Raw genomic sequence first — 13,337 nt, forward strand, 5'->3', positions numbered from 1 at the left:
ACTAGCCAAAAAATTGAAAATACTAGCCATCTTTTCCGAAATACTAGCCACTTTTTGAAATTTACTCGTCAATGTGAAAATTCCACACTTCAACTATCGCCAATAGAAGCATAATACTGCTATTTACTCGCCAAATCTACTACCACACATACGTTACTTTAATTTCACAGCCCCAAGCTTTTTAAAGGTATCCTTATCAAAGGCTCTAATCTCACTTGGAGAAATAGTATAGACAGCATCGTTAATATAAAGTAAGCGTTGAACGAGATTTTCCCAGTCCTCATATTGTTCCCCAGCTTTTGCCTTTGTAATCAGGTCGCCCGTTAGTGTAATGCCTTCTTTAGTAATCGTATAAACAAGCGCCCCAGACCCTAAATATTTTTGCCCATATTCGCCGCCCTCCTCATAAAGCGTAATTGGGAAGCCATAATATCCTTTCGCGGCATCTCGGAATAACGCTTTATGATCATGCTGAACATCTGAATACGTACCTCGACCACCAATAATCTCGACATCCACCTCTTTTGGATTCTCTAAATCGGATACATCAAATAACGATACCTTCATCCCCTCTGTCGTAACAAAGGTTTGCTTTGACGCTTCATCTACTCGAACCTTCGTATCGTAACCTATGCCAATTAAATGATTTTCACTCAGCGGATGCAAATAATTACTGAATCCTGGTATTTTTAACTCACCGAGCACAGTTGGCTTTTTAGGATCCTCTACATCAATCACAAATAACGGATCGACCTCCTTAAATGTGACGATATACGCCTTATCCCCCATAAAGCGGGCGGAATAAATTCGCTCTCCTCGTGCCAAATCAGTTAATTTGCCAACCTCATTTAAATGCTCATCAAAAATGAGGAGATGATTATTAGAAACAGACTCACCTCCCCATTCGCCCGTTGTCGTTGCAACACGAAGATAGCCGTAATATTCATCCATTGAAAACTGATTTAACACGGAGCCTTCGATTGTCGTTTGTGCCTTCATAGCAATTTCCGTTCCTTGAATCGCAAATTTATATATATCTGTATTTCCTGATGTCGGTTGTACAATATCTATCATTTCGACCGAAGCCCTATTCTCAAAACTACCGTAATTAGTCGCTGTTACATAAATTGCGTTCTTTGACATGTATAAATTCGAGCCACTACCTAAATATGTCTCCGTTTTTAACTCTGTATTTTCAAAATCAGTTAAATCTACCGCTGAAACAATCGTATAATTCGGCTCAGAGCTACCCGGTAAAATCATAATTTTATCTAGCGGCACCGAAGTAAGCTCAGCTCCTGCTTTTGAATCATACACTTGTGGTCGTAATTCCATATTAGGCTCTTCACGTAGCATCCAGTAACGCGGAGATGTATTGGTAATTAGGTACAGAACTTCCTTGTACTGACGCACTCCTGTAACGGATCCTTCCTGCCCCACCTCGCGAATCAGCTTTGGATTTTCCACATCCGCAATGTTATAAAAGCCGATTGTCGTAATATTCGTTCCGATACTGTGTCCTTTATCAGAAGCTTTTTCTTTGTATTTATCGTAAACCATGATTAATGTATCGTTATATACCATGAGCTTCGTTGGATACGTATTTTCTTCCAGCTTTATTTTACCCACTACTTTCATCTTTTGAGGGACCTTCGCATCGGTAATGTATACTGTGTTTTCCTTTAGTGAGTAAATATAACGACCATCTGTCACAGCTATATCGCCCTCTTCAATGCCGTCAACTTGGTTGTTGGTTGAAGAATGGCTAGTTTCCCCTTCACTAGGAGACCCTGTAGCATCAGACTTTGCACTATCCTCCATAACATTGGAGCTTTCCTCTTCTCTACTATTAAATTGATAAGGATCCCTATTTAAAATATTACTAAAATAATTTTTTAAATCCTCGGTAGATGCAATCTTTTCAAGCTCTTCAATAACAGAAAACTTCACTGTTTTTTTCTCTTTTGAGTTGGTAAATTTTTCGAAGGCCGAAACCTTTACATGCAAGGTATAATCCCCTTTCGGCAAGCCGGAAATCGCAATGGATGAAGCTGATTTACCTAAGCTAAGCTGGGCATCCACCTTCTCCCCTTGTTGATTCTCAATATAAATCGACCCATCCTTGAGCCTTTCAGGATCCACTGTACGATTCACATAAGCATAGAGAGTTTGATTTTCAAAAACAGCAGAAGTCGCCACAACCTCAATTTTTCGTTCAAAATAGTAAAAGATACCGATACAAATGGTGAAAGTGGCGATAATTACACCAATCACATATACTTTTCCCTTCATATCTAACCATCCTTTCATCTCTTCTTTACCTCATTAGACTGCTGCGGTGGAATAAAGTTACAATACTTCACGATATTTTTTATCGTTTTATTCTTAGAATAAATTATAATAAGAATAGTTGAGCCTGCTGGATTTCTGTAGCTTTTCTGCATTCGTTATGTAAAGGAGGATAGGTACAATGCATCCGACAGAAATAATAGAGTTAATGATTATTGGAATCGTAATGGTTTCAATTGTAATTATTGCAATCTTTTTAAAAGGAAGATGGCGAAAAGTTGGTTGGTTATTAGCATTAGTTATTTTTGTAGCGTATTGTATATTTTTTGTCTCTCGCCCTTTTTGGATAGATGCAAAAATTGATAAAAAAGTAGAATTACTCTGTCTATATTTAGAAGAGCATTATCCAGATGAAGAATGGACTATTTCCACAGTTCCTCACCGTAAAGACGGTTTCAAACATCTTAATCCTTACTTTATTGACGTTGTTTTTGAAAGTGAACCAGAAGTTACCTATAAATATTGGGTAGAAAGTAAGGATGAAATCAGTCAAAAAGGTTACTCAACAAACAATGATTTAGAGGAGTTAAAGCATTTAGAAGAAAAGAATTGAAAAATTCCACATATTTTAAATTGGGAAACTCCTAAAAGTCAAGATTTCCCTTAACATTCATCCCAATCATGACGCCCAAAATTACAATAAAAAAGAGATGAGCCGAGTGTGCTAACAGAAATTAACTCCAAATTATCGTGAAGACCCTACACTTCTAGCTCATCAATAAGAATGAGCTCATATCTTTTTTACACAAAAACAAGCACCCTATCCAGAAATAGATAGAGTGCCCTGCTCATTTTTCATTATTCTTGGAACGGCCAGCTTGGGAGCATTGCATGCAACGGCTTGTCTGCGCGCCTTCCCAGTACATAGTCCGCCTGCATAATCGTATGAATTTCACGTGTTCCCTCATAAATGACCGGCGCCTTTGAATTTCGTAAATAACGTGCTACTGGGTATTCATCTGAATAGCCATATGCTCCGTGAATTTGTACGGCATCATCTGCAGCACGATTTGCAAAATCACACGCCTGCCATTTGGCAAGTGACGTTTCACGCGTGTTTCGAACGCCTTTATTTTTCAGTTCACCGACACGGTAAACGAGCAGGCGACTCATCTGATAGCCCGCCTCCATGTTTGCTAGCATTCTTCCTACAAGCTGATGCTCGCCAATCGGTTTACCGAATGTTTCGCGCTCCTTGCAGTATTTTACGCTCGCTTCCATACACGCCCCAATTAATCCAACCGCACCAGCTGCTACGGTAAAGCGGCCATTATCGAGTGCGGACATGGCGATTTTAAAGCCTTCCCCCTCTTCACCTAGTCGATTTCCAACTGGAATCCGTACATCCTCGAAAAATAGCTCCCCTGTATTTCCTGCTCGAATACCGTACTTCCCTTTTATCGCCTTCGATGAAAAGCCTTCCCAGCCTCGTTCAACGATAAAGGCCGATATGCCGTGATGTTTTTTAGATTTGTCCGTATAGGCAAACACAATAAAATGATCTGCTATATCACATAGGGAAATCCATGTTTTTTGCCCGTTCAAAATATAGAAATCGCCATCACGAACAGCAGTTGAGCTCATAGCCGCCACATCTGAACCGGCTCCGGGCTCCGTTAAGCCAAATGCACCTATCTTTTCGCCGCTCGCCTGCACCGTTAAATACTTTTCCTTCTGTGCCTCGGTGCCCCATTGCATTAACGTCATACTATTTAACCCCGTATGAACGGACACTGCTGTTCGAAAAGCAGTGTCCCCTCGCTCTAATTCCTCACAGACAATGGCCAGGCTATTATAATCCATTCCCGCACCACCGTACTTTTCGGGTATACATACCCCCATCAGCCCAAGCTCGGCAAGACGTTTCCAAACAGACGGATCGAAGCCACCCTGTGCATCCCAATCCGCAATATAAGGGATTATTTCACCATCGACAAATTGACGAACGGTTTTGCGTAAAAGCACTTGTTCCTCTGTAAAATCAAAGTTCATCTCGCCCACGCCCCTTTACCATTTCACAATCATTGATGAACGGTGAGACGTTTCGCGGATAACTACACCACGCTTTGCCATCTCTTCAATATAAGGCTTACCTGGCACAATTTCTTCCGGTGCGTAAACACCACGTTTGTCAATTACACCGCTACCTATCATTTGAGCCACAACCGATACCGTATTTGCCGTAGCACGGGCCATTGCTGTGACATTAGATTCTACATTTTTGCGTACGACCATTTCATACTCGTACGTAACCTGCTCCTCATCTTTCTCCCCTGCGATAATTGTACGGAGAAGCACTGCATCAATTTTACTGCCTAAATCTAATTTTTTCTTTAATGCCTCACGAACGACATCACGAACACAAACTTCTTGACCGTTTACCTCTACTTTATTTTCACGGCTTAGGAAATCGAGGTCCGCTAGCAGCTTAAATTTTTCCGCATGTCCTTTATAACGAATCGTTTTATATTCGAGCGTCTTTACATCAGGAAATGTTTTATACAAGGTAGAGATGCCACCTGATGTATAGAACGCCTCTAGCACACCAAACTCATCAAAATAAATCGGCTCTATCCCCGTTAAAGAGTCTACCTCGATTAGCTGCCCCTTTTGGATCGCTTTGGAAGGCTCTGTATAATGATCCAGTACACCCTCTAATGAAAAGACACGAGTATAGTGTAGGGGAGGTTTAGGCTCTGTTGGAATCCCACCTACAAAGAGCTTGATTGAATCCACCGTATCTATTTTAGAAGCACCATAGCCTGTTAAAATATTGACCATTCCTGGAGCTACTCCTAGATCCGGAACAATCGTTACACCTTTATTCTTCGCCTCTTCCGATAAGCCTAATACCTTTTCTGTCACTCCACCAATATGGCCGCCTAAATCGACTGCATGCACTCCCGTTGCAATGGCCGCCTTTGCTACACGTTCATTGAAGGCATAAAACAGTGCATTGACAACAACGTTCCCCTTTGAGATGACTTCACGTAGTGCATCATCACATTCTGCATTTAACTCGACTACCTCTATTTTATCAGTATTTAGTGTCGCTACGAATTCCTCAGCTAAGGCTGGCACGACATCTGCTAAAAACACTTTTTCGACCCCATCACTTGCCACTAAATCGCGTGCCACTTCTTTCCCCATTAAGCCTGCACCTAGAACGACTACCTTCATACGAAACATCCCCTTTGTCTAGTATTTATTGTGTATCAATTTGTGCTCGCTGTAATTTCCCACTGAAATCTACGTAAATACTTTTCCATTCCGTATATACATCAAGTGCTGCCTGACCCGAATCACGATGACCGTTTCCAGTACCCTTCGTACCTCCAAACGGAAGGTGAATCTCAGCGCCAGTCGTGCCAGCATTGACATATACAATGCCCGTATCCAGCAAGGTTTGTGCTTTAAATATTTTATTAATATCTTGTGAGAAAATAGAACTCGACAAGCCAAATTTCACATTGTTGTTCACTTGGATGGCCTCATCTAAGCTCCCTACCTCGATAATGCTAACGACAGGTCCAAAAATTTCCTCCTGTGCTAGAATCATATCGGGACTAACATTTGTAAAAATCGTTGGCTCATAGTAGAAGCCTTGATCGTAAGGAGGCTCCGTCAACATCCTGCCGCCCGTTAACAGCGTTGCCCCCTCCTGCTTGCCTATTTGGACGTAATGATTAATTTTTTCAAGAGCTGCTCGGTTGATCACCGGCCCAATCTTCGTCTCCGGATTTAGCCCATCCCCAATCACAAGCCCATCCATCGCCGCTAGGAGCTTTTCCTGCAGGGCTTCCTTCACATCCTTATGCACAATAACACGGCTACAAGCTGTACATCGCTGCCCAGCAGTACCAAATGCACTCCACAGAATTCCATCAACAGCAAGATCTATATCCCCATCGTCCATCACAATGACCGCATTTTTCCCACCCATTTCAAGTGAAACCTTTTTCAGTAGCTTTCCACCAAGCTCCGCGACCTTACTCCCCGTTGCATTAGAGCCTGTAAACGAAATAACCCGAATATCAGGATGCTCTACCATAGAAGTTCCAACTGTTGGACCCGTACCAAAAACAATATTTACGACGCCTTTCGGTAAGCCTACTTCTTCACAAATTTTCCCTAGCTCATAGGCCATTAACGGTGTTTCATTCGACGGCTTCCAAACGACTGTATTCCCTGCCACAAGCGCCGGAAACGCCTTCCAAGTAGCGATAGCAATCGGGAAATTCCACGGTGTTATGAGCCCCGCTACCCCGATCGGTGCACGTACACTCATCGCAAATTTATTTGATAATTCAGAGGGCGTTGTTTCACCGAATAAACGGCGCCCTTCACCTGCCATATAAAACGCCATATCAATGCCTTCCTGAACTTCGCCACGTGCCTCGTCAATTACCTTGCCCATTTCCTGTGTTAACAGCCTCGCTAAATATTCCTTCTTTTCCTTTAGCTTAAAGCCAATTTCATATAAATAATCCGCTCGTTTTGGAGCCGGTACGAGTGCCCAAGCCTTTTGAGCAGCCTTCGCACTACGAACTGCCTCGTCCACCTCACGTTTAGTTGAGAGCGGCGCCAGCGCAAGTACCTCACCATTTGCGGGATTCGTAACAGGCATTGTCTGCAAATCACCTAATTCTGTCCAGCAGCCATTAATAAAATTTTTCACGTTCAATAAAGTCGCCCCCTTTTTTCGGTTGAAGAATAATATTTCCACTAATCGAAAACACACTTTATACTGTCTATTTATTCGACATTTTCTCCTTTATTCCTTTTTTCTCTAAACCGTTTTTACAAAGCGGTCAATTTCATCATTCATCTTCCATCAACAAGCGCATTGTTACGCTACAGATGGACGCGTGAGCATGCTCCACTTAAATGCTCTTGATTCTTCATATAAAAAACTATTTATAAAAACGACTAAGTATGAATCTTATCTTCTCTTTAAACCGTATAGTATTGTAGAAATAATTTTTTAGGAGGTAATACGATGAATAACCATGAAATTGATTACAAATTATTTGGCGATGATATGCAATTTGTTGAGGTGGAGCTGGACCCACAGGAAACGGTTGTTGCTGAAGCTGGCTCATTAATGATGATGGAAGATGATATTAAGATGGAAACGGTGTTTGGCGATGGCTCTGACAACCGTGGCAGTGGCTTAATGGGTAAGCTTATGGGCGCAGGAAAACGTTTAATTACAGGCGAAAGCTTATTTATGACGACATTTACAAATGATGGTGCTGGCAAACGCCGCGTATACTTTGCTTCACCTTACCCAGGAAAAATAATTCCAATGGATTTAAGCGAAATGAACGGCAAAATCATTTGTCAAAAGGATGCTTTTTTAGCTGCTGCAAAAGGTGTATCGGTTGGCGTTGAATTCCAACGTAAACTTGGTACGGGTTTCTTCGGTGGAGAAGGCTTTATTATGCAAAAGCTTGAAGGAGATGGCATGGCGTTTATCCATGCTGGTGGTACAATTCACGAGCGTAAGCTACAACCAGGCGAACGACTTCGAATTGATACAGGCTGTTTAGTGGCGATGACGTCAGATGTTGACTATGATATCGAAATGGTTGGCGGTGTAAAAACAGCGTTATTCGGTGGTGAAGGAATCTTCTTCGCTACATTACGTGGACCAGGTACAGTGTGGGTTCAATCGCTTCCATTTAGTCGTTTAGCAAGCCGCGTATTCGCAGCTGCACCAATTTCACAAGGTGGCGGCGGTCGAGACGCAGGAGAAGGCGGAATCGGCGGATTGTTTGATATGTTTAATAAATAACACTCAACTAGCAAAAGAGCCTCGGATAGTGTGCACTTCAAAAGTGAACCTATTCGAGGCCTTTTCATTTTCGTCAGGCACAAATCATTGAACCTCGTTTTTTTCCATAAACAATAAAATAAAGGTAGCTACTGGCCCAAAAAAGAGCGAAAGCAAGAACCAATTAAGTCCACTTCGATTTTTCCCCTGTGCTAACCCTGCATTAATTAACGCTAAAGTCCCCCAGCCAATATAATATTGCTCATCAAACATGGGATCACCTCCACTGTTCTTATTATTTCTACACTGTATAAGTCGGTTTTATCCCATATCCCTTATAATTTATCCCTATAAATTACGATGTAGTGTCACGTCCTTACTAAATCTAATACTCCATTGTAATTGCTAACGTCCCGTACGCCTTTTCTTGTTCGCGGCTATATATTTCATACGTCCCTGCCATCATTTCTTCCATTGTCCAATTTTCACAATCAAAATCTGCAAAGGGGATATCCTCATACATTTCCTGAAAAGTATCATATCTTCTAAGCTCTATCACTTTGACTTTTAATATTTCATTTTGATCAGGCACCCCAATAAATTCAATCGTATCGCCCACTTTAATCGCCCTTCGTCTTTCATCGTTTAGTCGGACCTCAACACGTTTCTTTCCCTTTTTTATAGCTTCAAAATATTCTTCATAAAGCCCCATTCCATGTACCACTCGTTTCACCTCTCACAACAACAGCTTTTGTACTGCAACAAAGAATGAAAAAATACTAATTCCTAAATAAAAATAAAATGCTAGCGTATGTCCACTACGTTTGAACTGCTGCAAACAAATAACGATAAAAGTTAAGCCTAGTAGAAATCCTGCGACCGGCAGTAGACCGGCATTTCCCGTAAGCAAGATGGCAACTCCTAATATAATCAGTAGCAGGCTAAAAATAACTTGAAGAAGCAGTAAGAACTCAATACGATCCTTTTTCAAATTTTCAACCTCCATGATGAATCATTTTCACCATTCTATGCTATTTACCTACTTCATTTTCGTCGATTAAAAAACATTCCTAACTTCAGCTTAGGAATGTCGTCTTTATTATTAAAATGCCGCGATCGTTTCCTCTAGCTTGGCTGACGCTTCCTCTAAACGCTCCGATGATTCACCAATTCGTTCCGCCACATAGGACAATTCCTCCACCTGCTTGGCAACATTGCCGAAATCTGTAATCGTTGTATCGATGGCACTTGAGATGTTTTCAAAGGACGCAAGGGATCGTTCATTTTCCTCCATCCCATTTTCTACAAGACGCTGGATATGATGAATGGACTCTATTACCTGTGCCGTTACTGCACTAGAATCGCCGATTAATACCGCAATTTGCTCTACAGATTGCTTCGTTTGATCAGCTAGCTTACGTACTTCGTCTGCCACGACAGCAAAGCCTTTTCCGTGCTCACCTGCTCTAGCCGCCTCAATCGCAGAGTTTAAGGCTAACAAATTCGTTTGATTCGCAATGCCCTTAACCATCTCAACAACTGCCTGAATTTCCGAGGAGGAGGCATCAAGCTCATTCACCATTCCTGTCATTTCAACTGTTTTTCCATTAATCTCTGTCGTTTGCTTACTTAGTCGTATCATTTGCTCATAGCCGGCATCCGAAGCTGTTTTTGTTCCTCTAGCATCATGCATACTGCTTTGAAGGTGACCGTTTACTTTTTTTGTACTTGCCACTAATTCCATAACGGCCTCGTTTGTCTCCTGAGATTGATGATCTAAGTTTTTCGAAATATTACCGATAACTTCTTTCACTTCCTGCTTCACTTGCTCCTGCTGCTCCGCCACCAATCTTGCAGACACCTTTTCATATTCCTCTAGGACAATTTGTTGCTCGAAATTACATATTTTACTGATAGCATTGGTCACGAGCTCCGTTTCCTTCAGGGGCAAATCCATCGAAAAAACAAGGCTACGAATCGTTTTTTCGAGCTTGTGAAAGGCCGCTAAATACCATTTTGTTGTCAGTCCAATATGTACATGCATAAGTGAAACACGACCGCGCTTTTCTAAATATGTATCATCAATTCGTCCTTCTAGCATTTCAATAATATGATGTCGAAGTGTTTGTCGTAGGCGCTCTGACGTACTATGCTGCTGTATAATCTCTCGAAACTCCGGCAAGCTTTCAATTGTGCCGTAAAATGCCTCGACAATCTCTTTAATTCGAACCTCAACAAGCGGTTTCACAGCCCGTACAAAATGTAAATCAGCCTCTGTTAATTCAATCATCTCCAATTGCAAAAGACGTTTCGAATCCGTAATAAAAATACCAACATCATCAAACCTTTGACTGATGACAGAATTTCTACCTTGTTTTTTACTAAAGAAACTCACTACTATCCCTCCAATACCTATCAGTTTTCGTTTAAAGTGCATATCCCAAATATATGTATAAGTGCACTTTATTAGCAAGAGTATTTTTTCGCACAATTGTAGAAAAACACATCTCCCCGAAAACAAGGCAGGATGAGGATACTCATTCTTTTGCAAAAAAAACGGCAAAATCCTTAAAAGAGGACTTCACCGTTTCACCGTTAATTTATTAAAATAACTATTAATATCGCCGCCAGCACCAGTCGGTACACTGCAAATGGTGTTAGCTTCACGCGTGCAATAAGCTTTAAGAAAAACTTAATGGAAAAGAGTGCAAAGATAAATGCACTAATAAAGCCGACAGCATAAAAACTTAAGTGGTCCATATTAATTCTATCCCAGTTTTTAAGAAGTGATATACCACTTGCCCCTGCCATAATAGGCACTGCCATAATAAATGTAAAATCAGCCGCTGTTTTATGGTCTAATCCTAGCAGCACCCCACCAGAAATCGTTGCGCCCGAACGAGAAAATCCTGGCCAAAGTGATAAGCATTGTATAAAGCCAATTTTTAATGCCTTGCCATAGGAAATTTCATCAAGTGATGTAATCGCTGGCTTTTTCGGTCCAAATTTATCTGCCACGATCATTAACACCGCACCGATAATTAAACCGATCACAACCGTTTTCATCGTAAATAAATTTTCATCAATATAATCCTCAAAAAGTACACCAAATACACCGGCTGGAATAATCCCCACTAATACATGCCCTAAATTAAACTTCGTTGTCGTTTGACCTTCTATTTTATAAAGTCCAATAATACTTAATATACGCTTCCACATGACAACAACAACCGCTAGGATAGAGCCAAGCTGAATGACGATTTTAAAAGTATTTGCTGAGCCGTCACCTAAAAATTCTTTCGTTTGCAGCCACAAATCATCCACTATAATCATGTGCCCTGTTGATGAAACAGGTGCAAATTCTGTCATCCCTTCTACAAAGCCGAGGATGAGCGCTTTTAATAACTCAAATAATTCCATTATTCTACTCCTCAATGTTCAATTACTTTCCATACAATACACGATGCTTATTATTTTGTAAAATTAATATCTACTACCCAGAGCTCTGACCGACTACCAACCCGAGTTGGTGGCCCCCAAAAGCCAAATCCACTCGATACAAGCGTATGCATCGACTCCTTGTGCTTATGTCCATAATCCACCTCGAATATCCGAGACGTAATGAAGCTATTCGGCCACATCTGCCCTTTATGTGTATGACCCGAAACATGAAAATCGACGCCATGTGCTGCTGGGGTTTCTAGATCGTTCGGTGTATGATTCATCACAAACCAAGGATATGTTTCATTTTCCGGCTTTAAACTTGAGAGTGTTTTGCGAGATTTATTCGTTAGATCCTCTTGTCCTGTTAAATAGAAACGATTAGCAACGAAAATAGTTTCATCTAATAGCATTTTCACGTTAGATGCTTCCATTTCTTCAATAAGTAACGGAATTTCCCCACCGTAATATTCATGATTGCCGAGTACACCGTAAACACCATACGATGATTGCAGCCCCTTCATAACTTCATGCATACCATCCTGGACAAACCAAACCGGATCATCATCCACCAAATCTCCGACAAGCAGCACCACATCAGGATGGGCTTCATTCGATAAATTTACAAACTTTTGTAAATGCCTCTTATTGGATAGGACACCCAGGTGAAAATCCGATGCAACAACTACCCTTAGCGGCTCTCCTTCCTTATCGACTGTAATAGTTAACTCCCGTACAACCGGTGAATATGCATTATACGTACCGATTACAAAAAGCACGAGTAACGTCGCCACACCAACAGAACCTAGCACCACAACATTTTTATATGGCGTTAACCACATAACGAGATTCATTATGATGCAAATCGCTAGACCGTATTGTAAAAAGAACATCCAATAACTTCCGACAACCGAAAGAGGCTTTAGTATGTCATGAATCCGTCCAAGGACAAATCCAAATGAAATAACAAATAGAACAATCCAATAAAGTGGCTCCAGGCGAAATAAATTAATTGCCACAAGCCACTTTTTCAAATTCCAGCCTAAATAAAACGTAATACCACTGTAAATGCCAATTGCCATAAGTGCATATAGTATTCTAGTCATCTCTATAAACTCCTAAGTTAGTATAAAAATTATAGCATGCTACCATTAGTGTGTAGAATGTATTGGAATTATTTTGGTTTGAATTTTGTGTAGATTGCCTGTTGATTTGATTTGTTGAGGCGCTTTTGTGCGGATGGGGACGGCTTTTGTTCGGATACGACCTCCTCTTGTGCGGATAGCACGCCCTTTTGTTCGGATACGACCTCCTTTTGTGCGGATAGCACGCTTTTGTTCGGATAGACACCTCTCTTGTGCGGATAGCATGCTTTTGTTCGGATACGACCTCCTCTTGTGCGGATAGACACCTCTTTTGTTCGGATACGACCTCCTTTTGTGCGGATAGCACGCTTTTGTTCGGATACGACCTCCTCTTGTGCGGGTGGACACCTCTTTTGTTCGGATACGACCTCCTCTTGTGCGGATAGCACGCCCTTTTGTTCGGATAGCCACTCCTTTTGTGCGGATAGCACGCTTTTGTTCGGATACAACCTCCTCTTGTGCGGATAGCACACCCTTTCGTTCGGATACGACCTCCTCTTGTGCGGATAGCACGCTTTTGTTCGGATACGGAATTTTAAAATACTAGCCAAAATTCCGAGAATACTAGCCAGATTTTTTGAAATACTAGCCGATTTTTTTGAAATACTAGCCACTTTTTGAAATTT

The 13,337-nt window shown here is 41.3% G+C and carries 13 protein-coding genes; 2 read left to right on the forward strand and 11 right to left on the reverse strand.

Features of this window, described 5'->3' with window-relative positions:
• Positions 1-153: 153 nt before the first annotated feature.
• Positions 154-2,310 carry a beta-propeller domain-containing protein gene (locus V4T18_RS17745; RefSeq protein WP_332651710.1) on the reverse strand — a complete coding sequence of 719 codons (2,157 nt, stop codon included), beginning with the start codon at positions 2,308-2,310 and terminating at the stop codon, positions 154-156.
• Between the two features lie 160 nt (positions 2,311-2,470).
• Between V4T18_RS17745 and V4T18_RS17750 the strand changes: the two genes are divergently transcribed.
• Positions 2,471-2,902: a hypothetical protein gene (locus V4T18_RS17750; protein WP_332651712.1), complete on the forward strand. Its 432-nt coding sequence runs from the start codon at positions 2,471-2,473 to the stop codon at positions 2,900-2,902.
• A 245-nt stretch (positions 2,903-3,147) separates the two neighbouring features.
• On the opposite strand, the gene V4T18_RS17755 is transcribed toward V4T18_RS17750, so the two are convergent.
• Genes V4T18_RS17755 through V4T18_RS17765 form a run of 3 tightly spaced genes read right to left on the reverse strand, consistent with a single transcriptional unit; the run spans position 3,148 to position 7,033 of the window.
• Positions 3,148-4,341 carry an acyl-CoA dehydrogenase family protein gene (locus tag V4T18_RS17755; RefSeq protein ID WP_332651713.1) on the reverse strand — a complete coding sequence of 398 codons (1,194 nt, stop codon included), beginning with the start codon at positions 4,339-4,341 and terminating at the stop codon, positions 3,148-3,150.
• 15 nt (positions 4,342-4,356) lie between these two features.
• Complete coding sequence (locus tag V4T18_RS17760; RefSeq protein ID WP_332651715.1) at positions 4,357-5,529, reverse strand: saccharopine dehydrogenase family protein; 1,173 nt, start codon at positions 5,527-5,529, stop codon at positions 4,357-4,359.
• A gap of 25 nt (positions 5,530-5,554) precedes the next feature.
• A complete protein-coding gene (locus tag V4T18_RS17765) occupies positions 5,555-7,033 on the reverse strand; it encodes an aldehyde dehydrogenase family protein (RefSeq protein WP_332651717.1) in 1,479 nt (492 codons plus the stop codon).
• Positions 7,034-7,348: 315 nt separating this feature from the next.
• Between V4T18_RS17765 and V4T18_RS17770 the strand changes: the two genes are divergently transcribed.
• Positions 7,349-8,146 carry a TIGR00266 family protein gene (locus tag V4T18_RS17770; RefSeq protein WP_332651718.1) on the forward strand — a complete coding sequence of 266 codons (798 nt, stop codon included), beginning with the start codon at positions 7,349-7,351 and terminating at the stop codon, positions 8,144-8,146.
• 84 nt (positions 8,147-8,230) lie between these two features.
• Here V4T18_RS17770 and V4T18_RS17775 read toward each other — a convergent pair whose 3' ends face one another.
• The 7 genes from V4T18_RS17775 to V4T18_RS17805 all read right to left on the reverse strand — a co-directional run.
• Positions 8,231-8,398 (reverse strand): hypothetical protein, encoded by a 168-nt coding sequence (locus V4T18_RS17775; protein ID WP_332651719.1) that lies wholly within the window; start codon positions 8,396-8,398, stop codon positions 8,231-8,233.
• A 112-nt stretch (positions 8,399-8,510) separates the two neighbouring features.
• A complete protein-coding gene (locus V4T18_RS17780; RefSeq protein WP_332651720.1) occupies positions 8,511-8,849 on the reverse strand; it encodes an ASCH domain-containing protein in 339 nt (112 codons plus the stop codon).
• Positions 8,850-8,861: 12 nt separating this feature from the next.
• Entirely contained in the window at positions 8,862-9,116 is a 255-nt protein-coding gene (locus tag V4T18_RS17785; RefSeq protein ID WP_332651722.1) for a hypothetical protein, read from the reverse strand.
• A gap of 111 nt (positions 9,117-9,227) precedes the next feature.
• Positions 9,228-10,520 (reverse strand): globin-coupled sensor protein, encoded by a 1,293-nt coding sequence (locus V4T18_RS17790; protein ID WP_332651724.1) that lies wholly within the window; start codon positions 10,518-10,520, stop codon positions 9,228-9,230.
• Between the two features lie 200 nt (positions 10,521-10,720).
• Positions 10,721-11,545: an undecaprenyl-diphosphate phosphatase gene (locus tag V4T18_RS17795; protein ID WP_332651725.1), complete on the reverse strand. Its 825-nt coding sequence runs from the start codon at positions 11,543-11,545 to the stop codon at positions 10,721-10,723.
• A 50-nt stretch (positions 11,546-11,595) separates the two neighbouring features.
• Positions 11,596-12,672 (reverse strand): metallophosphoesterase, encoded by a 1,077-nt coding sequence (locus tag V4T18_RS17800; protein WP_332651726.1) that lies wholly within the window; start codon positions 12,670-12,672, stop codon positions 11,596-11,598.
• A gap of 68 nt (positions 12,673-12,740) precedes the next feature.
• Positions 12,741-13,337: hypothetical protein (locus tag V4T18_RS17805; RefSeq protein ID WP_332651728.1), on the reverse strand; the 597-nt coding region annotated here is incomplete at its 5' end.

It is taken from the genome of Lysinibacillus sp. 54212, from assembly GCF_036662795.1.
GTDB lineage: Bacteria > Bacillota > Bacilli > Bacillales_A > Planococcaceae > Lysinibacillus_B.